Here is a 21,976-nt window from a genome sequence, read left to right as displayed (position 1 = left end):
CGCCCCGCCCACCATCCCGCCCGACGTTGCATTAAAATTGAAAGGAGGCAGCCATGCCATTGACCATGAACAAAGAGGTCTTCATCACCGCCGCTGTCACCGGTTCGGGCAGCACCCAAGACCGCAGCCCGCATGTACCACGTTCCCCCAAAGAGATCGCTGAGAGTGCGATTGACGCGGCCAAAGCCGGGGCGGCGATTGTACATTGCCATGTACGTGACCCGGAAACCGGTGTGCCATCGCGGGACGTGAAGCTTTATCGGGAAGTGACAGATCGTGTTCGTGATAGCGACGTCGATATTGTGTTGAACCTAACGGCTGGCATGGGCGGCGACATTGTTTTTGGCCCGACTGACGCACCTTTTCCGGTCAATAAGGCGGGAACCGACATGATCGGGGCCGAGGAACGCGTCGCCCATGTGGCAGAATGCCGGCCCGAGATTTGCACGCTTGATTGCGGCACGATGAATTTTGCCGAAGCCGATTATGTTATGACCAACACGCCGGGTATGTTGCGGGCCATGGGCAAGATGATGACCGAGATGGGGGTGAAACCTGAGATCGAGGCCTTTGACACCGGGCATTTGTGGTTTGCCAAGGAGTTGGTCAAAGAGGGGGTGTTGGACAGCCCGGCCTTGGTACAGCTTTGCATGGGGGTGCCATGGGGCGCGCCGGATGATCTCAACACCTTTATGGCGATGGTCAATAATGTGCCCGATGATTGGACGTTTAGCGCCTTTGCTTTGGGGCGCAATCAGATGGCCTATGCGGCGGCGGCGGTTTTGGCCGGCGGCAACGTTCGGGTCGGGCTTGAGGACAACTTGTGGTTGGACAAGGGCGTTTTGGCCACCAACGCGCAGCTTGTGACCCGCGCCCGTGGTGTGATCGAGGGGATGGGCGCGCGGGTGATTGGCCCGGATGAGGTCCGCGCCAAACTGGGCCTGACCAAGCGCGCACCGGTTTAACGGGCTAGGCCATCGCCCCGGAGGCATCTTCGGGGCGCGGCCAAATGGCCAATGCCAGAGCCAGCCACCAACACAATCCCATGAGGCCAAAGGCAATCAATCCCAATAGCACGGATAGGTTTTTGGAGAGTGGCTCGGATATATCCCAAATGATCAAAGCCGTCATTGGCATCAGCGCAAAGGCGATGGTCGCAATGGCCAAACCAAAAGCGTTTTGAAGGAGATGGATGCCGGAGTTGGGATGCGAGAGGGAGCTTGGTGTCCATTTTGGAACGGCCAAGGTCAGAGCCGCCGAGGCAATACCGAGCACCAGAATGCTGGGGATCAGAACAGAGGCATCCCGGTCAAAGGCCCTTGGCAACGCCGCGACATAGAGACAGGAAAAAGCGAGTGTATAGCTGCCCGATAGACGGAGCAGCAGCAGGTAGGTTTTTTGAGCTAGGTCACGCATGGAAAACTCTATAAAGGGCAATTGGAATAACAAATACCCTTTATAGGTGATCAAAACATGGCACGCGCAAGGAGTTTTTAGGCCACGTGCTCTAGTTTGGCGTTGGGTGTTACACCAAGGGCAAAACATACGTCGCGGGTCAACTCGGGGCGGTTGAGCGTGTAAAAGTGCAGATTTTCAACGCCTTCGTCCAACAATTCGCTGCACAGCTCGGTGCAAATGGCCGTCGCCAAAAGATCTTCGCGACCATCGCGGGCCGCCTTGCCAAAGGCATCATCGACCCAGGCCGGAATATGGGTGCCACAGCGTTTGGCAAAGTTGCGTGCGCCTTTCCAGTTTTCAATTGGCAGGATGCCCGGGATGATTTGCTTGTCGATTCCCGCCTTGGCGCAGGCATCGCGGAACCGCAGGAATGTCTCGGCCTCAAAGAAGAATTGGGTCAGAGCTTCGGAGGCACCGGCATCCAGTTTGCGCTTGAGCCAATCGATATCAGCCTGCGCATCGGCGGCTTCGGGGTGGATATCGGGGTAGGCACCAACGCGAATGTTGAAATCACCGGTCTCCGAAAGCGCTTCGATCAGCTCGACCGAATTTGCAAACCCGTTGGGGTGGGGGGTGAATTTTTCCGCACCTTTTGGCGGGTCACCACGCAGGGCAACAATGTCAGAAACCCCAGCGGCGGCAAAGCCTTGGGCAATTTCCAAGGTTTCGGCGCGGGTAGCATCAACACAGGTCAAATGCGCGGCGGTGGCCAACCCGGAATGCTTGTGCAGTGTCGCAACAACATCACGGGTCAGATCACGCGTGGTTCCACCGGCACCGTAAGTGACCGACACAAAACGTGGGTCCAACGGCGAGAGCACCTGAACAGCATCCCAGAGCCGAAACGTGCCCTCAACATTGCGGGGCGGAAAGAATTCGAACGAGATTTGCGGGCGCATGGGAGGGTCCTGTGCTTGTTTTGTCGTGCCATATTGGCCGGGCGGAGGTCGCTTTACTTGCGCTGCTTGTCGCATTTTGGCATTGGTGAAGCAAATTCATAATTCTCATCACAAACATGAGGCAAATATGCATATCGAGTTTCGCCACCTGCGCACGGTCAAAGCCATACATGAATGTGGCGGTCTCGCGAAGGCAGCGGATCAGCTCAATATTACGCAATCTGCGCTGTCTCATCAGATCAAAGGGCTTGAGGATCAAGCCGGAGTTGAGCTTTTTGTACGCCGGTCCAAGCCGCTGAAATTGTCGGCAGCGGGGATGCGTTTGTTGCGGTTGGCCAATCAGATTTTGCCGCAAATCGAAGCCCTGCAAGAAGAGTTTATGGGGTTGCGCGCCGGAAGTTCGGGGCGGTTACATATCGCGATAGAATGCCATGCCTGCTTTGAATGGCTGTTCCCGGTGCTAGAGGGTTTTCGGAAATCCTGGCCGGATGTGGATGTGGATATTCGCCCCGGTTTGGCCTTTGATGCGTTGCCAGCGTTGATCAAGGAAGAGGTCGATGTGGTGATTTCGTCCGATCCCGAAGACATCGCAGGCGTCACATTTACCCCTCTGTTTGACTACAGCCCGGTCTTTGTGGCCGCGTCCAACCACCCCTTGGCCGCAAAAGACTATATCGAAGCCGAGGATTTTCGTGGTCAAACCCTAATTACTTATCCCGTTGATCGTGCGCGGTTGGACATTTTCAGCCAGCTTTTAACCCCGGCCAAGGTTGAACCGGCATCAATTCGGCAGGTCGAACTAACGGCGGTGATCTTGTTGCTTGTGGCCTCAAATCGCGGTGTGTCGGTCTTGCCTGATTGGGTGGTGCGCGAGGTGAAATATAGCTCTGATTATATCACAAGGCCGCTGACAAAAGAGGGGCTGACCCGCCGTCTTTATGCGGCAACACGGACCGAGGATTTAGACAAGCCCTTTATGAAGGAGTTGATTGCCAGTGCCGGGAAAGAAGCCTTGCGGTTACAGCAAGCTTAGCCCGCTCGAGCAAAGTTATGATGAGCAGCCTTCGCGCCCTTGTTCTATCGCTAGATCAAGTTGGTTCGCATAGCTCCATCCCCAAATCCGCTCTTGTTTTGTTGCCAATATCTGAGCCGCTTTTTGTTCAAAGCAGGCACAATCAACACCGCTCATGGATGCAGCGCAAAACTGACGTGGTCGAAAGGCGGATCTTTTGGCCATTTTGGCCACGGCACTTGATGAAACGCTTGGTTCGGTCAGTGCCGGAAGAGTTTGGGCACCTGCGACAATTGCCGCGCAGACGACAATCGCAATGCCGATTCTGATGATATGGTCTTTCATGGCAGGTCCCATACAATTGCAGTGTATGGAAAAAACCTTAACACGGATGACCCTTTTACGGGCCCAAATTACAGGTTGCACTTAGGTCAAAATGTAGTGGTCGATGAAACGCAGCCCAACTTCGTAAACGACGGGCCGCGCACAGCCCGCGTTTTTCTTGTCTATGTGGTGATGTTTTAGACCAGCTCGAGATCCGAGGCCATGACACGCCCGTCGCGGTTTTCCCGCAATTCAAAGCTGACCTTCTGATCGTCGGCCAATCCGGTCAATCCGGACCGCTCAACCGCTGAGATATGTACAAAAACGTCTTTGCCGCCATCATCGGGCGCAATAAAGCCGTAGCCTTTTGTGGTATTGAACCATTTCACGGTGCCTGTCGGCATGATCCCCGTGCTCCTTTCCAAAGTCTATCTTAATGATCCGGCAATGTGCTGGACCCCCCTGTCGCAATCGCCTTTCAGACGCGCCGGGAAATGATCCGGTTCGCGGCTGATCATCGAAAGTAACGCGAATAGCTTCGTTGGTTGCGGGAAAAATGCAAGAAAAACTCCCTCGTATTTCAATTTGCAGAGGCTTATGTGAAGATTATCAGCATAGGAGAAATCATGGTCCTCTATGGATTAAAGACATGTGATACTTGCAGAAAGGCCCGTAAAGCCTTGGATCAGGTGGATTTTGTTGACGTAAGGGAAGACGGCGTCGCCAAAGATATTCTGGATGCGGCACATGAGCGCTTCGGCGAAAAATTGCTCAATACCCGATCTGCAACTTGGCGTAATTTGCCAGAATCCGAGCGTGTTGGAACGCCGGTTGAGTTGATTTTGGCGCATCCAACTTTGATGAAACGGCCGCTGATCATCGACGGTGATCGGATGTGGTTAGGCTGGGATAAGGCGGTTCAGGCGGAGCTTTTGGATGCGTAATGCGGCTCTGACACTGGGGATCATCGCCGGGGTTTTCGGCATGATCGTCGGCTTTTTCGGTTTTGGCTATACGGAGCTTGTGCGCGAGTACACTGAATTGGGGGAGGTTTTTGGAACTTTCAAGAACCCCGATCTGGTGCGGTTCTTTTCGCTCGTGTCTCCTATGTTGGCCATAGCGGGGGGCGCAATGGCCAAAGCCCGCGCGTTATGGGGCGGGGTCTTGTTGCTCTTGTCGGCGGGCGGCATGTATTACGCCTTTGGGTTCAATGTCTTCACAATGTTCCCGATTGCCTTTGCTGGTTTGGCGGGTGTTTTGGCCTTGGCCGCCGGAAAACCGGATGAGCCAAAGGCACACTTCTGACAAGCCGTTCGTAAGTTTTAGGCGTGGGCCGCTTGGCCCACATGCCGCATCTGCAGGACCTTGTCGACGGACACGACACCAGCCCCTTTGATCACCAAAGTCAGCAACAGCAGCATCCAAAAGGCGCGTTGATCCATGATCACCGAATCCGGTGCGCCATCAAACCATGCCCCAAGCGTTTCGACATGTTCGATGCCGCCATGGCCGTAAAGATCGGTCAGGCTTTGCACCACAACAAAGCCGATCATACCTAGCGAAGCCAGACGGGTGAACAAGCCGACGACGATCAGCAGGGGCAGGATGAATTCAGCCCATGTTCCGGCGACGACGACGGCCCAATGAAAAACGCTGAGCTGTGAGCTGTCATAGCCGACGGCCTCGAGCTGTTTCGGGAAAATCTGCGCGTAGGCACCAACCGAGGGCGACACGAGCCCAAAGAAACCGTCGCCAACTTTGGTCAGCGCGGATTTCCAGAAATAAACCAGCAAGACACCGGCAAAAATTAGTCGTGACAGCAAGGGGAGCAGCCCGTCACCGAAACGCTCAATCGCGCCAAATACCGAGGAATGAAGAGAAACAAGACGATCCATGGCAATGGCTCCTTAGGTTGAAATGATGTCGCTAAGCGCGCCGCCGGAGAGCAGGACGGAGAGGGTTGGACCCAAATCAAATTCCGCGCCCGCCGCGGCCATCGCGTCAGAAAATGTTAAGTTGTTTTGGAGGGCCGATACGAAATCCGCGCCTCCAGACGGGAGAAGATGCGGCACCGGGTCATAGTCAGGTCGGGTCACAAGAACATCTTGGGCTACGGCGTCGGGTTGTGCGCCGTCATTCATCGTGAAGTTGTAGACCGCTAAAACCGGCCACGGGGATCGTAGCAACCGGACCGATGGGGCCAAGATCAACCGCGCGCTCATCAACTGGTCTTCACTGAGCGATTGCAGGCGGGACGGGTCCAATACGCTGGCATCGGCGGCGTGATAGCTTTGGCGCATGGCCTGCTCGAGACGGGCCACATCGGCCAAATAGCCAATGGATTGCAGGGGTTCCAAACTTGCTAGGAATTCTGGAAAGCCTGCGCCGTAATGCATCATCAACGGTGACGAGGGTGGTTCTTGACGTAAAAACAACCCGGCGGCTTTGGCGAAATTCTCTGCGCCGATAAGTTTGGACACGGCGGGAAAGGCCGTTTCCAATGCCTCGGCCAATGAAACCGCGACGTTGTTGCGATAGACCGCGTAGCGGCGGCCGGCGGGTTGCCCCTGACCATCAAGCAAGCCGGGGGGGACCGGTAGGGCAGCGTCCAAAAGCGCGGCGCGAAAATCACTTTGTGTGGTCATACCGATGCCTTTCAAGCGTTTACGCGGGCGAGGGCCTGCGCGGCGCGCTCGGCTTCGGCGGCCAAAACCGGCCAGTCGGGCACATCGGTGTCCCATTCGATCAAAAGCGGTTTGGGGCCAGATTGGGTAAGGGTGAGATCAAGCAAGGCCCAAACCGGATCAGCAACCTCGCGTCCGTGGCTATCAATCAGGAGCGGCGCGCCATGGTCATCGTGGTCTTCATCATGGCCGCCAAGGTGAATTTCCCTTACAAGATCAAGGGGGTAGTCGGCGATGTAACCTTGGGGTGAATAACCAAGGTTTGTTGCGGAAACAAAGACGTTGTTCACATCCAAAAGCAAACCACAGCCGGTGCGCCGCGCCACTTCGCGCAAGAAATCCGTTTCGCTCCACGTGCTTTGTTCAAACGCCAAATAGGACGACGGGTTTTCCAACAACATCGGGCGTCCAATCGCCTCTTGCAGCTCATCTATATGGTTGGCAACGCGTGTGAGTGTGTCGTCCGTATAGGGCAAGGGGAGAAGATCATTGAGAAAATGGCTGTCATGGGTGGACCAAGCCAGATGTTCGGAAAAGCTAGCCGGGTTGAGCCATCTGACGAGATGTTTGAGGCGGGCAAGGTGCTCTGGATCAAGGCGGGTTTCACCGCCGATCGACAGGCCAACACCATGTACGGAAATGGGAAAGCGTTCGGACAGGGCGCGCAGTTGCGCCAAGGGGCGACCACCGTCACCCATGTAGTTTTCGGCGTGAATTTCGAGCCAACCAACTGGTGCGGGATTGTCCAAAATCTCGGAAAAATGCTGAGGTTTGTAGCCAACGCCGGGGAGCGGGGGCAGGGCATTTGCGTGATCGAACATAGGGGCCTCGGGGTTGGAATTAGACGGCATAGGGGCGGGAAAACCCGCCCCAACCAGAGACTTAGGACGCTGGGAGATCGCGCTCCAGCTCCTCAAGAGAGCCCATGCGGGCTTTGCCGTCTGCCATCGCGGGCAGTTCGATCGAGGCGCATGTGCCGGCGTCTACCAAGGTCCAGGCGTTGCCCTGATAGTCAACTTTGGATGTCCCGGCGCAGGTTGTGCCTGGGCCTGCGGCGCAGTCATTTTTACCGGCCAGCGACACGCCAAAGCACTTTTCTTTGTCCATTGCGGTTGCGGTGGTTGCGTGGGCGGCGAAAGAAGCTGCAACGGCGCTAACGAGAGCAACGGTTTTGATGGTGTTGGACATGGGTGATTTCCTCTGGTTTCAAAAACTGGTTCCGGGCGGCGACTTTGCCGTCCGGTGAAAACAGATTGGCCCAATTCACCCCTCAATCGCTAATCACGGGCGCGTGCATCACGGGCGCGTTAGCTGCCGTGCGCGGACTGTGAATGAAATTGCTGTCTTTTTCTTGAATCCATTGGGCGAAACCAAAGGCGGCGAAACAATTTCGCGGCTTTGACGCCAAAAATCCTGTCAATTGTTACAGTCGATCACGAGAATTGCCCGTGAATCTGGCGCTGCTCACAGGTTTTGTCATGTCTGTCAGATGGCTTGTTCTTTGGTGACGGCTTTCCATAGCGCCGATTTTGCGTCAAAAAACCATTTCTAAACAATGTAGGAGGTCAAGATGGTGCACATTCGACAGGCGCAGCCAGACGATGCCGATGGGATCAGCGTGTTTCTAAAGAAACTGACCGCGATTGGGCAGCGGAGTTTGCCGGACACGGCTGACTACGTTCTGGGTCGTTATATAGATCACCCCGATGTCCTGTCTTGTTGCCTTGCGGTTTCGGAAGGTGGCACTCCCTTGGGGCTTCAGGTTTTGGTGCGCGCCAGTGCGGGCAATGAGTATGGGCTTACCCAAGGTTGGGGGATTGTTGGCACTCATATTGACCCGGACGCCGCCCGTCAGGGGATCGGTAAGGCTTTGTTTACCCAAACCCGCGAAACGGCACGTCTAAATGGGCTTCGCTTTTTGGATGCGGCGATTGGAGATCAGAATGCCGGTGGTTTGGCCTATTACGAGCGTATAGGGTTTGAGACCTATGCGACCGAGCCGGGCAGGGTACGCAAACGCTATGACGTGAGTGCATGAGAAAGGCGGCCAACTGGGGCCGCCTTTGACTTTGCTATATATGATGTGATCAGCGCAGATCGGGGGGCGTTGCATCCGCCGACAGGCTTGTCACGATATCGACAAGGCTTTCGACCTTGGTCTGTTTTTCCCCAAGGCGGCGCACGGTCACGGTCCGCTCTTCGACTTCGCGATGACCAACGGCCAAGATCACCGGCACTTTGCCGACCGAATGTTCGCGGACCTTATAGTTGATCTTTTCATTGCGAATGTCGGCTTCGGCACGCACGCCTGCGGCTTTCAACTCGGCCACAACCTCATGCACGTAATCATCGGCCTCGGATGTGATCGAGGCGACAACCACCTGACGCGGCGCAATCCAGAACGGCAAACGGCCGGAATGTTCTTCGATCAAGATCCCGATGAAGCGCTCAAACGATCCCAAACACGCCCGGTGCAACATGACGGGGCGGTGTTTGTCACCATCTGCGCCAATATAATGTGCGTCGAGCCGTTCGGGCAGCACAAAGTCGACCTGGAAGGTGCCACATTGCCAAACCCGGCCGATGGCGTCGGTCAGGCTGAACTCCAGCTTGGGCCCGTAGAACGCGCCTTCGCCGGGGTTCATTTCCGGTTCAATCCCGGCGGCGCGGGTCGCGTCAAGAAGGGCGCTTTCGGCCTTGTCCCAAACGTCATCGCTACCGGCACGGGTTTCGGGGCGGTCCGAGAATAGGATGCGGAAGTCTTCGAACCCGAGGTCTTTGTAGACGGCGGACAGGAATTTGATGAATTCGGCGCATTCCTCGGCGATTTGCGCTTCGGTCGAGAAAATATGCGCGTCATCTTGAGTAAAGCCCCGCACCCGCATGATGCCATGCAGAGCGCCCGAAGGTTCGTAGCGCGCACAGGAGCCAAATTCGGCCATGCGCAGGGGCAGGTCGCGATAGCTCTTCAGACCCTGTTTGAAAATTTCAACATGGCAGGGGCAGTTCATCGGCTTGAGTGCGTTGATCGCCTTTTCACGGGCGTGCTCTTCGTCCACTTCGACGATGAACATGTTTTCCTGATACTTTTCCCAGTGACCCGAGGCTTCCCACAGTTTGCGGTCAACAACCTGCGGGGTGTTCACCTCGACATAGCCGCCGCGGGTTTGGGCGCGGCGCATGTAATCTTGGAGCATGGTGTAAATGCTCCAGCCATTTGGGTGCCAAAAGATTTGGCCGGGCGCTTCGGGTTGCAGGTGGAACAGGTCCATCTCGCGGCCAAGCTTGCGGTGATCACGTTTGGCGGCCTCTTCGAGGAAGTTCAGATGCGCCTGCAGTTCTTTGCGGTTGCGAAACCCGATGCCGGTGATGCGTTGTAGCATCGGGCGCGAGGTATCGCCAAACCAATGCGCGCCGGAAACACCCATCAATTTGAATGAATCGCCGGGCAGTTGGCCGGTGTGTTGTAGGTGCGGACCGCGGCACAGGTCTTGCCATTCGCCATGCCAATACATGCGAATGTCCGCGCCTTCGGGAATGCGGTCGACTAGCTCGACCTTATAAGGTTCGCCTGCGTCCTCATAGAATTTGCGCGCTACATCACGATCCCAGATTTCGGTGCGAACCGCATCACGGGCGTTGATGATGTCTTTCATCTTCTTCTCGATGACACCAAGGTCTTCGGGTGTGAAAGGCTCAGCGCGATCAAAGTCATAAAACCAGCCGTGCTCGGTAACAGGGCCGATGGTGACCTTTGTATCAGGCCAGATTTCTTGAACCGCGCGGGCCATCACGTGGGCAAAATCGTGGCGGATCAACTCAAGCGCCTGTTCGTCATCCTGCATGGTGTGCAGGGCGATGCTTGCGCCTTCGTTGATCGGCCATTGCAGATCCCAATGTTCGCCATTGACGGTCGCCGAAATGGCTTTCTTGGCGAGGGATTTGGAGATGGATGCCGCGACTTCGGCAGGGGTCACACCTGCGTCGTAGTCACGCGCGTTGCCATCGGGAAATGTGAGAGAGATTTGGGCCATCTGTTGGCTCTCCTCGTCAGTTTGGCGCCCACGAAGCGCCCGGTTGCGGGTATATTGTTCGGCTGGGGTTTTGCGCCTGTGAGAACGGTGTGTCAAGCGGGGATGTTGTGGCCCTTGGCCCAGAGGGCTCCCACCCGCCCAACCCCGCCCTCCGGGCCAAGGGCGCGTTTTGTGTTCAGAGGTTTGTTTGCGAGGCAATGAGTGCGAGAAAGTGATCGCAAATGTCGTGCAACACCGGGTCGGGTGTGTCGGGATCATTGGCAAAGAACCAGAATTCACCATAGGTTTCATGCACGCTAAAGGCATAACCCTGATAGCTAAAATCAAACCAGGTTTCGATCATGTCCCCTAGGAAGTCGCCTCGCGTCGCGTTTTCGAGCTTTGACAGGCTGCGCCATAGAAACCGCGGCGGATAGACCGCGGGTAAGCCAAGGAAATGGCGCGACCCATCATGCATGGTCAGGTTGATCAACGGGTAGGGCATTTACAAGTGTGTATCACGCCAGATCGGGCGCGAATACTGTTGCCGCTTTCTGGCAGGATGGGCCTTTCCCAACGCGTCCAGCTCTGCAATTCTGGGACTATGCGAGAAAGGGATCATAATGCGTACATTCGAACAAATCCTCGACATTGCCGCGGACCGCAAAGGGGGACGTGAGGCTGTCTTGGATGGGATTTCCAGTCCGAAATCGTCGGATGATCTGGCTGCTATTCCTGATGATCGCTGGCTATCGGCCATGGCACGGGGGATTTTTCAGGCAGGGATTAGTTGGACAGTCGTCGAAAACAAATGGCCCGATATCGAGGACGCCTTTCATGGTTTTGACGTCGCGCGCATTGCCTTTATGCCCGAGGATTGGTTTTACGAGCTGATCGAAGACAAACGTATTGTCCGCAGTCCACCCAAAGTGCGCGCCATTCAAGAAAATGCGGCGCTTATCCAAGATGTCGCCAAGGAACATGGATCATTCGGGCGTAAAATCGGCGATTGGCCGGTGGATGATTTTCAAGGTCTTCTTGATTGGTTGCAAAAGGATGGGGCGCGTTTGGGGGGCGGCACCGGGTCCTATTTGCTGCGCTCGATGGGCAAGGAAAGCTATATCCTGTCCAAAGATGTGGTGGCGCGTCTGATCGCCGAAGGGGTGATCGACAAGGCCCCAACGTCCAAAAAGGCCAAAGCCGCCGTGCAAGGCGCGTTCAATACTTGGAAATCGCAATCTGGTCGGAGCTTGACCGAAATCAGCCGGGTGTTGGCGCAAAGCATCGGTTAGCGCCAATGTTTACCTTTGTGCCGGTTAATGTTGTGTTGCTGGCTTGTCTCTAAATACAACTAGAATTCTGTTGGGTATTTGTTCAGTGCCGGTATGCTTGACCAAGATTAACGGAGAATTTGATGGCTGAGGTTTCTCATCTCGATGGGCCGCGCGGTAAACTGGCCTATGCCTACACCGAGGGTGATGGCCCCTGTATCGTTTTCTTGCCCGGGTATCGGTCAGACATGGATGGCAGCAAAGCCGTTCATCTTGAACAATGGGCGGCTTCGACGGGGCGGTCTTTTCTGCGTTTAGATTATTCGGGCCACGGCAAATCTGGTGGTGTGTTTGAAGACGGTTGTATTGGTGACTGGGCGGCGGATGCAGCGCTGGTCATAAAAGAGGTGGTGACCGGCCCGCTGATTTTGGTTGGCTCATCCATGGGCGGTTGGGTCGCCTGCATTCTGGCCAAACGCTTATCTCAAACGGTTGGTTTCGTTGGTATTGCCGCGGCACCGGATTTCACCGAAGAAGAGTTTTGGGCCGGATTCAACGCAATAGAACGCCGCCAAGTCATGGAGGAAGGGCATCTTGAAATGCCATCACTTTATGAAGACCCGTATTGGGTCACCAAAAAACTCATCGAAGATGGGCGCGAGCATTTGGTTTTGCGCACGCCGCTGAACATGCCATGGCCGGTTCGCTTGCTCCAAGGGACTGAGGATGAAGCCGTTGCGCGCGATACGGCGTTGAAATTGCTCGATCATATTGAAAGTGATGACATGCGCCTGACACTGGTAAAAGGGGCCGATCATCGGTTCTCTTCACCGGCCTGCCTCGCTTTGATCGAACGCATCCTGTCGGAAATCGCCTAAACCTAAGAGCCGCAAACACGGCCTGACGTGGCGACTTTCTTGGCAGGGCGCGGTTTCACCCGCATGATCCTCTGTGTCGGCCAAACCATAGTCCGGCGATTGGATCAGGGGGACAGCTGTGAAGTTTTTGATTTGGGTATTGGCGGCCATGCTAGGAGCGGGGTGTTTGCTTTGGTTTTTTGGGCCGCGCGAACCCGTTGTGACACAGGTCGAGTTTGACGAAGGTCAGTTGGCCGGTGGCATTGACGCATGGCTTGCGGCGCAAGAATCCCCTTTTGACGACATCACCGACGGCACCGCCAAACAGGTGATTTGGGCCGAAGAGCCAGAGACCAAAACCGATTGGTCAGTGGTGTACTTGCACGGGTTTTCGGCCACATCAGAAGAAATCCGACCACTGCCGGATGGGGTTGCGCAGCAACTGAACGCCAATTTGGTTTTCACACGTCTTCAAGGGCATGGCCGTTCCGGAGATGCCCTCGCCGAAGCCACGGTCGAGGGTTGGATGCGGGACGTGGCCGAAGCGTTGGCCATTGGCCAAGCCACAGGGAACAAAACCTTGATCATTGGCACATCGACTGGGGCGACCCTTGCGGCCTTGGCCCTTCACAAGGACATGGCCAAAGAGGTCCGCGCGGTGGTGATGATCTCGCCAAACTTCCGGGTTCGGGCTGCGGGAGCGCAGGTTTTAACTTGGCCCGGCGCCCGGTGGTGGTTGCCAAAATTGGCCGGGGCCGAACGGAGTTTCCCGCCATCCAACGACGATCACGCTAAATTTTGGACCAACACATATCCAACCACGGCGCTTTTGCCGATGGCCGCCTCTGTCAAAGCCGCGCAAGCTTTACCACATGAACAGGCCACTCAACCGGCGCTTTTTGTCTTTGACGATCTGGATCAGGTCATTGATCATGCGACTACGCGCGATGTGGCGGCGCGCTGGGGCGGACCGACAAAGATCCACGCGGTGGATGTCGGGCCCGGCGATGACCCCGGGCGTCATGTGATCGCAGGGCGGGTATTGTCACCCAATCAGACCGCCCCGATGACCGAGGTTATTGTAAACTGGGTTAAGGATTTGAAGTGATGGAACAGCGTGTAAGCCTGATCACCCTGGGTGTGTCGAACATCGACACGGTGGCCCAGTTTTACGAATCCCTAGGCTGGCACCGGGTGCAGACGCCGGACAACATTGTTGTTTACGACCTTTTGGGGCAGGCGATTGGTCTTTACCCCTTGGCGGCGCTGGCCGAGGATATTGGCGTTGACCCGGCAGCACTGGGCAAAGGGGCGATGACCTTGGGTCAGAACCTGCGCTGCAAGGAAGAGGTCGATGCCTTGATGGCGCAGGTGGAACCGGCAGGGGGCAAGGTGTTGAAACAGCCCCAAGAGGTGTTTTGGGGCGGGTACCACGGCTATTTTTCCGACCCCGAGGGGCATATCTGGGAAATCGCGTACAATCCATTTTCGCCTTTGCGCGGTGACGATGGTGCGTTTCGCTGGGGCGGCTATTGATGCGTTTTGGCGTGATCTGATGCGCAAACCCAAATCCATGTGGAGCCTTGAGACTTTAGGTCGACAGCGTCTTTCGCGCCATTTCTGGATGCGAGAGTTTTTGATGTCTGAAATCGGAAACTTTCACGAAATCAGCAATATACCAGATGATCCTGATCTTGCATTGGCACGAGGCCGGGCTTTGGCCACCAGTCTGCTTGATCCACTAGAGGAAACATTCGGCCGCATTTTTGTGCGCTCTGGCTATCGCTCTGCACGGCTCAATGCCTATGGCAACGCCCACAAACTCAACTGCGCGCGCAATGATTACCCGCTGGAATGCCATATCTGGGACCTGCCACAAACCGAGGTCGCCGGAGCGTCGATTGTCATTCCATGGTTTGCCGAGAGATATGACCAAGGGCGCGATTGGCGCGATTTGGCGTGGTGGTTGCACGATCATCTCGACTATTCCGAAATCTGGTTTTTCCCTAAACTTTGCGCTTTTAATTTGACGTGGAGACCGGAGCCACAGCGTCGGATCGACAGCTACATCGCACCGCGCGGGTGTTTGCTCCGCCCCGGAGCCGAGCCTGTTGAAACCGTGCAACAGCGCCGGGCTAGATACAGAGATTTTCCACCCTTTCGCGAAATTTCTTATCCAAATTAGCCAATCTAAACGCGGCATTAACCTTGATTGGTCAGCAAGGAAGAAAGGTTAACTGCGAAGGCGTGCCCCGATGAAGGGTTTTGATCAAAAATTTAGGGACTTTCCCGACTACATTCTGACCACCACCCGCGAAATCTGGGAAAAGCGCGGGCTGATGTCTAGGATGCAGGAATATTACCACCCCGACGTGACCATCCGCACGCCGCGTGGCATTGGGTTTGGTGTTCAGGCGGTGGCCGATTTGGGGATGGAAACCCTCGTCGCCTTTCCTGATCGCTCGATGCTGAGCGAAGATTTGGTGTGGTCGGGTAGCCCGCAAATCGGCTTGCTTGGGTCGCAACGGTTGCTGTCAACGGCCACCCATCGCGGCAGTGGCTCTTATGGCCCGGCCAGTGGAGGCAGCATTCGGTTTCGTGAAATTGCTGACCGATATGCCAAGGCCAATCGCATTTGTGATGAATGGCGGGTTATGGATAGCGGCGCTGTTCTTGCCCAACTTGGCCTTGATCCCCAGAACTGGGCGCGGGATCAATTGCCGGGGCTAAACCCGGACAGCCAGCCTTTTCGACCCGATATTGATGAGGTCGGGCCGTATACGGGCGGTGGAAATTCCAATCAATGGGGCGAGGCATTTGCCACCATTCTAGATCAGATCATGCAAGGCGAACTCTCTGTTATTCCTGAACAATATGACGAAGCTTGTCAGATGAGCTATTCGGGGGGGCGAGAGGTCCACGGCTGGACCGAAGCGGATACGTTTTGGCTTGGCTTGCGGGCGGCGTTTCCATCTGCGCAATTTCAGGTCCACCACAAAATTGGTATGGAAGAGACCTTGATGCCGCCGCGTGCGGCTGTACGCTGGTCCTTGACCGGGCGGCATGATGGTTGGGGTGCCTTTGGCAAACCAACTGGGGCCGAAGTGCATGTGATGGGGATCAGCCATGCGGAATTTGGCCCTTGGGGGCTGCGCCGGGAATGGACATTGATCGATGAGGCGGCAATTTGGATTCAGATCGTGAGCAAGACAGGCTAGCCAAATTGGCCTCTGACACCCTGGCGATCTATGATCGTCAAGCCGTGTCTTATGACCAGAAGCGCAACAAATCCTTGTTTGAACGCAATTGGTTAGAGCGCGTATTACAAGATGTGCCGCCGCGAGGCTGCGTTCTTGATTTGGGTTGTGGCGCGGGGGAACCCATCGCCGCGTGGTTGGTGAAACAGGGCTACGACGTCACCGGGGCTGATTTTTCCACTGAAATGCTAGCGCTATTCTCAAACCGCTTTCCAAATGCGACAGCGGTCCATGCCGATATGCGTGATCTCGAATTATCGACGCAGTTTGATGCGATCATCGGCTGGGGCAGTTTCTTTCATTTAACGCGGGATGAACAGCGCGATTCCTTGCCGAAAATCGCGCGCCATCTTGCCCCGAAAGGGCGGCTTTTGTTGACAGTTGGACCGGGCGAAGGCGAGGCAGTTGGTCATGTCGGAACTGACGACGTGTTTCATGCCTCGCTGGGTATCACTGAATATAGCGCGCTTCTTGAAGAAGGCGGAGCCAAGGTCGAGGAATTTGTACCCGAAGACCCGCAATGCCATGGCTTCACCTTGCTGCTGGCGCGCGCCTGACCCCTTATTTTCAAAGGTTTGAATGTGTCGCGTATCGTCGGGTGATTCTGTGGATAACTTCACCAACCCGCTGAAATCGGCTTTTGTGACCACCCCAGAACCCTTTGAAACAGCTAGAGCAATCTACTACTTGTAGTGGCACTGTTGACCGATACCACTAGATCGGCAACGCTGTCCCCGCCGGGATCTGGGGGAGATGATCCTGTCGAGCAGGGAGAGGATTATGAAAAAGAGCGCGATCGCGCTGGCGGCTACGCTATGGGCGGCCAGTATGGGAACGGTGCAGGCCCAAGAAACCTGTGGCGGTGTCTACAAAGTCAAAGGTGGGGATTCGCTGTCATTGATTGCGGACTATCTGTACAAGGATGTCAGCCAATGGACGGTGATTTACCGCAACAATATCGACAAGATCACCAGCCCAGATAGCATCCGGGTTGGCCACGAATATCGCATTCCCTGCATCGACGGAATGCCCCGTGGCCTCAAGGGCGGCAAGCCATTGCAAACCGCGGCGCTTGTCGCCCCAGCGGCCAGTTCGGCGACATCCGCGGACAGCCTGCGCGACAGGCAGCGCGCCGCAGAGCGTCGCGAAGAGGGGGTCGATCTTAAACTGCTGGCGGGCGACGATTTTCGCCCTTTCACCAACCGCCTTCAGCTCAATTCCGGCCTGATCACCGATCTGGTCAATCGGGTTGTTGTGTCCTCTAACGCCTTTGGAAAGCACAAGTTTTACTGGGTGAATGACCGGTCTGTGCACCTGGATCCGATGTTGTCCGAAGGCATGGTTGATCTGGCATTTCCATGGCGCAAGCCCGATTGCGAGGCCGCCGCTAACACGCCACTTTGCACCGACTACGTCTTCTCCGACCCAATGTTTGAAATGCTCGTTGTGCTGTTCACCAAAAAGGGTGGCGGGATCACGTATGGCTCCGAAGCAGACCTCAAGGGCATGCGCGTTTGTTCTCCTTTGGGGCACGAAGCGGCGACGCGGCGCGGGCAGGGGGCTGGGTTCCTGACACGGGCCGGTGCACGGTTGCAAACACCTCAGAACGCCGAAGATTGCTTCAATCGTTTGATCGATGGCACAACCGATGCGGTCGCGATGAACGAATTCACCGGGCGGATCGTATCCAAAGATATGGGTGTGTCTGATCAGATCGAATTGCAGCTTAGCCGCCCCTTGGCGATCGAGGGGTTGCACGCTGTTACGCACAAGTCCAACCCACGTGCTCAAGAGATCATCACCAAGTTCAACGCCGGGCTGCGCGACATGCGTGATGGTGGTGATTACCTAAGCGTCATCGACAAACATATGTCGAGCATTTGGGCCGGTCTGTGACCTGAAAACTGTGGGGGCCTGCGGGCCCCCTCAAAGCCACCCGATTCTGTGGATAACTGCCCCAAAAGCATTCAGATTTTCAGATGTGGCGACAAAAAGAAGCACGGGAATCGGCGTGAAACCCTTGATCCATATAGGTCTGGCTACAATCCCTAGGCAGGCCGTTGACCCTTCCCACAACATGGGCGACCATTCGTTAACGGGATTTTGGGGAATATACCTATGTTAAAACGTCTGAGTGCGCTCGCCGCCTCTGCCATTGTTGCGGGCACCATGTCGGCTTCGGCACAGGAAACTTGCGGTGGCGAATATGTTGTCAAACGCGGCGATAGCCTGTCGCTGATTGCCGACAAGCTCTACAAAAACGTCAGCGTCTGGACCACGATTCAGGGCAACAACAGCGATAAAATCGGGGCGAACCCGAATAACATCCGCGTTGGTATGAAATTGCGGATGCCATGCGTCAACGGTTTGCCCACGGGCCTCAAGGGGGGCACGGCGATTGAAACCATCAAAGCCGCCGCCGCTGCACCTGCGGCCCCGCTTGTGGTTGCGCCGGGGAATGCCGCGACACGCAAGAAGATCAACATCCTGACCGGTGATGACTTTGCGCCCTTCACCGATCGAGGCCTGCCCAAGGGCGGCATTCTTGCCGATGTGGTCGACGAGGCGATGAAAGCCGCCGACCCGGCCCAAGGATATGCGGTGCACTGGGTCAACGATTGGTCGGCGCATCACGAACCTCTGTTGTCAAACGCGCTTTTGGACATTGGGTTTCCATGGTTCAAACCCGATTGCGAGGCCGACCCGGAAACCTATCGCTGTGCCAATTTGCGGTTCTCGGACTCAATGTTCGAAGTGCTGATGCTGTTGTTTGTGAACAAATCGGCACCGATTGCGTTCAACTCTGATGCGGATCTGGCCGGCAAAACGCTGTGCCGTCCCAAAGGGTATTCGACCTATATCTTTGATCAGCATGGCCGCAACTGGCTGATAAACAAGCACATCAACCTGCACACCGGCGACAGCCCGGCCGATTGTTTTGAGCTTTTGGCCGAAGGCAAAGTTGATGGCGCGGTCCTCAACGAATTTGGCGGCCGCAAGAAGATCAAGGAATTGGGACTGGAAGATCAGATCGTTGTCGCAAAAGGGCAGCCGATCTCGGTGGATGGCAACCACATGGTTGTTCACAAGTCCCACCCAAACGGACCCGAACTCTTGGCAGAATTTGAGAAAGGCCTAGCCATGATCAAAGAAAATGGAACTTACCAACGTATCATCGACGAACATATGACCCGTATCTGGGCCGAGTTCTGATCTGATGCGGCGTCTTCTGACAAGTCTTGCTGCGCTGCTGCTACCGATCGGGGCCGCAGCGCAGGATTGTCCAGCCGAAACCTATACGGTCAAGGCGGGCGAAACCGTGTTCAGCATCGCGGAAAAGCGGTTTGGCGATCCTGAAAAGTGGACGCTGATCTATTACGCCAACCAAGAAATGCTGCAAACCAGCGTGTTTCAGATCAATCCCGGTGACGTGCTAACCATCCCCTGTATTCCGGGGCAGGAAACCATCAAGGCCGAGGTGACGCCGTTTCACGTTCCTGAGGATGAGGCCGAGATCAAGCTTTTGACCGGCACCGGGCGCCCGCCTTTTGCCGATCTGAATTGGCTTGGTCAGGGCATGACCACCGAGCTGGTCCATGCGGTGATGGAAGAAACCCCAAATCCGGTGAAGTATTCGGTGACGTTTTCCGAAGACTGGTCGACACAGCTTTTCCCTAAGCTGGACCAAAAGGAATTCGACATGGGGTTCCCGTGGTTCAAGCCGGATTGCGATAGCACGCCGGTCGAACCGCGTTGTGCGAATTTCCATTTCTCCGATCCTGTGGTCGAGATCTTGGTGCTGCTTTGGGTGCGCAAGGGCAAGGAATTCAAGTGGGAAGAGGACAGCGACATTCACGGCAAAACCATCTGCCGCGCCGCTGGCCAATTTGTGCATGACCTCGACAGCCCGGACCGCCAATGGCTCACCAATGACCTGATCAACCTAGAACGCCGCAAGGAATTCAAAGGCTGTTTTGAGGCGCTGATGGCGGGCGAGGTTGATGCGGTGTCTGCCAACGTCTTTAACGGGGCGCATATGGTCGACCAGATGGGCCTACGCGGCGAGATCGAGCCGCTGTCGCGCCCCTTGTCGGTGCAAACCATGCATATGATCATCTCGAAACGCCATTGGCGTGGCACCACGATGATGTATCGCTTTAACGCTGGGTTGGCCAAGTTGCGCCAATCGGATCGTTACAATCAGGTGGTGAACAAGCACTTGAAGCATTTCTGGGACAAGCTCGACCAATAATCCGGTCGAAATTCACGCAAATGATTGAAACGAGGCGCAGAAATCCGCCTCGTTTTCTTTTGCTCTCTTCCCATCGCTGGCATGTCTGATACTGTGACCTCAGTGGTATTCGAGCGCGTGACGGGCTGTGCCCTGTTCACCAAAAGGACAAGACAAGCGATGCGTGAACCGGTGGTGTTTTTGCCCGCAATGATGTGTGATGCGCGGCTGTTTGGCCCGTTGATCGCCGATTTGTCCCGCGACCATGCGGTGATGAGCGCACCGGTCACCCATGGTGAACGGATCGAGGAAATCGCCTCGGGTCTTTTGGATGTCCTGCCCAAACGCTTTGCCCTTGTCGGGCTTGGTATGGGGGGGATTGTGGCGCTTGAGGTGATCCGGCGCGCGCCGGACCGTGTGTCACGCCTATGTTTGATGGACACCACCCCGCTTGCCGACACCCCACAACAGGCCGCCGCCCGTGACCCTCAGATCATTCGGGTGCGCACCGGCAAGCTTGATGACGTTATGGCCGAAGAGCTTAAGCAATCGGACCTTGCTCCGGGGCCGCACCGAGCCGAGATATTGGCGCTGGTGGCGGATATGGCCCAAGGCTTGGGGCCGGAATGTTACGTGCGCCAAGCACGGGCGATGCAACGCCGTCGCGATCAACAAACCACTCTGCGCAAAATCGCCGTGCCGACACTGGTGATGTGCGGGTCTCAAGACTCGGTATGGCCGGTCAAACGCCATACGTTTATGGCGGAACTGATCCCCGGCGCTCAGCTCACTGTGATTGACCATGCCGGGCACCTGCCGCCATTAGAGCAACCTGACGCCGTTGGTGCGGCCTTGCGAAACTGGTTGGCGCAGCCGCTGGTCTTGCGCTGAAGGTTAATCAAAGCTTGCTGAGTTGACAGCTGTCAACTTGGTCATCTTCTCTTAAGATTTCCGCCCTCAAAATCCTTGTCGATGACGGCTGACGGGGGATTGACGCCGCTTGGACCTGCCCGTAAGCGGGGCGGGCGCGGAAGGCTGGACGGCCGCACCCCATTGGCTTTGTCAAAAGGGTGAGGAAAGTCCGGACTCTACAAAGCATCGGTGCCGGGTAACGCCCGGGCAGGGTAACCTGACGGAGAGCGCCACAGAAAACAAACCGCCTTGGTTTCGGCCAGGGTAAGGGTGAAACGGTGGGGTAAGAGCCCACCGGGGGGCTGGTAACATCCCCCGCATGGCAAGCCCCACCACGGAGCAATGCCAAATAGGAACCTCGCGTTCGTCTGATCCGCTAGCGGATATCGGGGCAGGGCAGCTTTGGCCTGAGAGGTTCGGGTTGGCAGCACGAGCCATGTGGCAACACATGGCCCAGATGAATGGTCGTCGATCCCGAGGGGCAACCCAAGGGGGGACAGAATCCGGCTTATAGGCCTTCCGCGCGTTTACGGCTCAAGGGTATAGACGAACCCTTGGCCGTCGCCCTTGTCACGGGTGATGCGAAAATCCGTACCGTCATGTTCCCAAAGCTGGCAATCGGCCTTGGTCGAATAGCTTTTCAACACACGACAGAAATATCCATCCTGCCATTCCCACGTACCGGCGATTTCCTTGCCTTTGAACACAACGGTCATGGTGCCGCCGTCATGCACCGTGGCGGTGGTGTCGCCAAGATACAGGGTATGACCAAGCGCCAGTTCGCGAAACTCTGCTTCTGAGTCGATGCGGGCGAACCCGTCGGCCAAGGCCGGAGCGCTGGCAGTGGCCGCCGTAACAAGACAAGCCGCGAAGAGCGTTTTGGACATGGATTTTCTCACTTTTTCAGCTGGACAGAGGCTAATCCGGAGCAATTCCGGCTGCAATGCGGTGCAATGACCGATTTACCTGAGATTCCGTCGGAAAACTGTCACTGAGCGGTTGACTCGGGGGCGGGGGGCAGTAAAAGGCAGGTTCCAGATTTTCACGTGGGCAATCGC

At 56.0% G+C, this 21,976-nt stretch carries 27 protein-coding genes and 1 other RNA gene; 17 read left to right on the top strand and 11 right to left on the bottom strand.

Annotated elements, in window-relative coordinates; translation table 11 throughout:
* The first annotated feature begins 53 nt into the window (after positions 1-53).
* A complete protein-coding gene (locus Q1A43_RS11625) occupies positions 54-965 on the top strand; it encodes a 3-keto-5-aminohexanoate cleavage protein (protein WP_299935266.1) in 912 nt (303 codons plus the stop codon).
* Positions 966-969: 4 nt separating this feature from the next.
* Here the strand turns inward: Q1A43_RS11625 and Q1A43_RS11620 are convergent, their stop codons facing one another.
* Both Q1A43_RS11620 and metF read right to left on the bottom strand, forming a co-directional pair.
* Positions 970-1,416: a hypothetical protein gene (locus tag Q1A43_RS11620; RefSeq protein ID WP_299935263.1), complete on the bottom strand. Its 447-nt coding sequence runs from the start codon at positions 1,414-1,416 to the stop codon at positions 970-972.
* A 77-nt stretch (positions 1,417-1,493) separates the two neighbouring features.
* On the bottom strand, positions 1,494-2,357 hold the full coding sequence (metF, locus tag Q1A43_RS11615) for a methylenetetrahydrofolate reductase [NAD(P)H] (RefSeq protein ID WP_299935260.1): 864 nt from the start codon (positions 2,355-2,357) through the stop codon (positions 1,494-1,496).
* A gap of 127 nt (positions 2,358-2,484) precedes the next feature.
* Here metF and Q1A43_RS11610 point away from each other — a divergent pair, with 127 nt between their 5' ends.
* Positions 2,485-3,390, top strand: coding sequence for a LysR family transcriptional regulator (locus tag Q1A43_RS11610; protein ID WP_299935258.1), 906 nt, complete (start codon positions 2,485-2,487; stop codon positions 3,388-3,390).
* A gap of 15 nt (positions 3,391-3,405) precedes the next feature.
* On the opposite strand, the gene Q1A43_RS11605 is transcribed toward Q1A43_RS11610, so the two are convergent.
* Together Q1A43_RS11605 and Q1A43_RS11600 are read right to left on the bottom strand one after the other, a co-directional pair.
* Entirely contained in the window at positions 3,406-3,714 is a 309-nt protein-coding gene (locus tag Q1A43_RS11605; protein WP_299925679.1) for a hypothetical protein, read from the bottom strand.
* Between the two features lie 176 nt (positions 3,715-3,890).
* Entirely contained in the window at positions 3,891-4,097 is a 207-nt protein-coding gene (locus Q1A43_RS11600) for a cold-shock protein (RefSeq protein WP_299925674.1), read from the bottom strand.
* Between the two features lie 222 nt (positions 4,098-4,319).
* On the opposite strand from Q1A43_RS11600, the gene Q1A43_RS11595 reads away from it, so the two are divergent.
* Positions 4,320-4,637, top strand: coding sequence for an ArsC/Spx/MgsR family protein (locus Q1A43_RS11595; protein ID WP_299935256.1), 318 nt, complete (start codon positions 4,320-4,322; stop codon positions 4,635-4,637).
* Complete coding sequence (locus tag Q1A43_RS11590; protein WP_299935253.1) at positions 4,630-4,998, top strand: hypothetical protein; 369 nt, start codon at positions 4,630-4,632, stop codon at positions 4,996-4,998. The genes Q1A43_RS11595 and Q1A43_RS11590 overlap by 8 nt, the downstream gene beginning before the upstream one ends.
* A gap of 17 nt (positions 4,999-5,015) precedes the next feature.
* Here Q1A43_RS11590 and Q1A43_RS11585 read toward each other — a convergent pair whose 3' ends face one another.
* The 4 genes from Q1A43_RS11585 to Q1A43_RS11570 form a co-directional block, all read right to left on the bottom strand.
* Positions 5,016-5,588 carry a DoxX family protein gene (locus Q1A43_RS11585; protein WP_299935250.1) on the bottom strand — a complete coding sequence of 191 codons (573 nt, stop codon included), beginning with the start codon at positions 5,586-5,588 and terminating at the stop codon, positions 5,016-5,018.
* Between the two features lie 12 nt (positions 5,589-5,600).
* A complete protein-coding gene (locus tag Q1A43_RS11580) occupies positions 5,601-6,338 on the bottom strand; it encodes a DNA-binding domain-containing protein (RefSeq protein ID WP_299935247.1) in 738 nt (245 codons plus the stop codon).
* Positions 6,339-6,349: 11 nt separating this feature from the next.
* Complete coding sequence (locus tag Q1A43_RS11575; RefSeq protein WP_299935244.1) at positions 6,350-7,198, bottom strand: DUF692 domain-containing protein; 849 nt, start codon at positions 7,196-7,198, stop codon at positions 6,350-6,352.
* A gap of 61 nt (positions 7,199-7,259) precedes the next feature.
* A complete protein-coding gene (locus tag Q1A43_RS11570) occupies positions 7,260-7,565 on the bottom strand; it encodes a DUF2282 domain-containing protein (protein ID WP_299925660.1) in 306 nt (101 codons plus the stop codon).
* Between the two features lie 382 nt (positions 7,566-7,947).
* Here Q1A43_RS11570 and Q1A43_RS11565 point away from each other — a divergent pair, with 382 nt between their 5' ends.
* Entirely contained in the window at positions 7,948-8,415 is a 468-nt protein-coding gene (locus tag Q1A43_RS11565; protein WP_299935242.1) for a GNAT family N-acetyltransferase, read from the top strand.
* A gap of 49 nt (positions 8,416-8,464) precedes the next feature.
* On the opposite strand, the gene thrS is transcribed toward Q1A43_RS11565, so the two are convergent.
* Together thrS and Q1A43_RS11555 are read right to left on the bottom strand one after the other, a co-directional pair.
* Positions 8,465-10,411, bottom strand: coding sequence for a threonine--tRNA ligase (gene thrS / locus Q1A43_RS11560; RefSeq protein WP_299935240.1), 1,947 nt, complete (start codon positions 10,409-10,411; stop codon positions 8,465-8,467).
* Between the two features lie 175 nt (positions 10,412-10,586).
* Positions 10,587-10,895, bottom strand: a complete 309-nt coding sequence (locus tag Q1A43_RS11555; protein WP_299935237.1) for a hypothetical protein — start codon at positions 10,893-10,895, stop codon at positions 10,587-10,589.
* A gap of 118 nt (positions 10,896-11,013) precedes the next feature.
* Between Q1A43_RS11555 and Q1A43_RS11550 the strand changes: the two genes are divergently transcribed.
* The 12 genes from Q1A43_RS11550 (at position 11,014) to rnpB (ending at position 21,445) form a co-directional block, all read left to right on the top strand.
* Positions 11,014-11,682: a DNA-3-methyladenine glycosylase I gene (locus tag Q1A43_RS11550; protein WP_299935234.1), complete on the top strand. Its 669-nt coding sequence runs from the start codon at positions 11,014-11,016 to the stop codon at positions 11,680-11,682.
* A 122-nt stretch (positions 11,683-11,804) separates the two neighbouring features.
* A complete protein-coding gene (locus Q1A43_RS11545; protein WP_299925652.1) occupies positions 11,805-12,539 on the top strand; it encodes an alpha/beta hydrolase in 735 nt (244 codons plus the stop codon).
* Between the two features lie 118 nt (positions 12,540-12,657).
* Entirely contained in the window at positions 12,658-13,626 is a 969-nt protein-coding gene (locus Q1A43_RS11540) for an alpha/beta fold hydrolase (protein WP_299935231.1), read from the top strand.
* A complete protein-coding gene (locus Q1A43_RS11535) occupies positions 13,626-14,054 on the top strand; it encodes a VOC family protein (protein ID WP_299935228.1) in 429 nt (142 codons plus the stop codon). The genes Q1A43_RS11540 and Q1A43_RS11535 overlap by 1 nt, the downstream gene beginning before the upstream one ends.
* Before the next feature lie 37 nt (positions 14,055-14,091).
* Positions 14,092-14,703, top strand: coding sequence for a hypothetical protein (locus tag Q1A43_RS11530; protein ID WP_299935486.1), 612 nt, complete (start codon positions 14,092-14,094; stop codon positions 14,701-14,703).
* A gap of 70 nt (positions 14,704-14,773) precedes the next feature.
* Positions 14,774-15,736: an ester cyclase gene (locus tag Q1A43_RS11525; RefSeq protein ID WP_299935225.1), complete on the top strand. Its 963-nt coding sequence runs from the start codon at positions 14,774-14,776 to the stop codon at positions 15,734-15,736.
* A gap of 5 nt (positions 15,737-15,741) precedes the next feature.
* On the top strand, positions 15,742-16,332 hold the full coding sequence (locus tag Q1A43_RS11520) for a class I SAM-dependent methyltransferase (protein ID WP_299935223.1): 591 nt from the start codon (positions 15,742-15,744) through the stop codon (positions 16,330-16,332).
* Positions 16,333-16,555: 223 nt separating this feature from the next.
* Complete coding sequence (locus Q1A43_RS11515) at positions 16,556-17,671, top strand: transporter substrate-binding domain-containing protein (protein ID WP_299935220.1); 1,116 nt, start codon at positions 16,556-16,558, stop codon at positions 17,669-17,671.
* 222 nt (positions 17,672-17,893) lie between these two features.
* Positions 17,894-18,988, top strand: coding sequence for a transporter substrate-binding domain-containing protein (locus Q1A43_RS11510; protein WP_299925634.1), 1,095 nt, complete (start codon positions 17,894-17,896; stop codon positions 18,986-18,988).
* 4 nt (positions 18,989-18,992) lie between these two features.
* Positions 18,993-20,027, top strand: a complete 1,035-nt coding sequence (locus Q1A43_RS11505) for a transporter substrate-binding domain-containing protein (RefSeq protein ID WP_299935218.1) — start codon at positions 18,993-18,995, stop codon at positions 20,025-20,027.
* Between the two features lie 159 nt (positions 20,028-20,186).
* Positions 20,187-20,897 (top strand): alpha/beta fold hydrolase, encoded by a 711-nt coding sequence (locus tag Q1A43_RS11500; protein WP_299935484.1) that lies wholly within the window; start codon positions 20,187-20,189, stop codon positions 20,895-20,897.
* Between the two features lie 136 nt (positions 20,898-21,033).
* An RNA gene (rnpB, locus tag Q1A43_RS11495) (RNase P RNA component class A) lies at positions 21,034-21,445 on the top strand.
* Here rnpB and Q1A43_RS11490 read toward each other — a convergent pair.
* Positions 21,446-21,805, bottom strand: coding sequence for a hypothetical protein (locus Q1A43_RS11490; RefSeq protein WP_299935215.1), 360 nt, complete (start codon positions 21,803-21,805; stop codon positions 21,446-21,448).
* Positions 21,806-21,976: the final 171 nt, after the last annotated feature.

The organism is uncultured Pelagimonas sp. (assembly GCF_947498515.1).
Lineage (GTDB): Bacteria > Pseudomonadota > Alphaproteobacteria > Rhodobacterales > Rhodobacteraceae > Pelagimonas.
The sequence above is the reverse complement of the archived record's forward strand: the minus strand, read 5'-3'. Positions and strand labels throughout refer to the sequence as shown.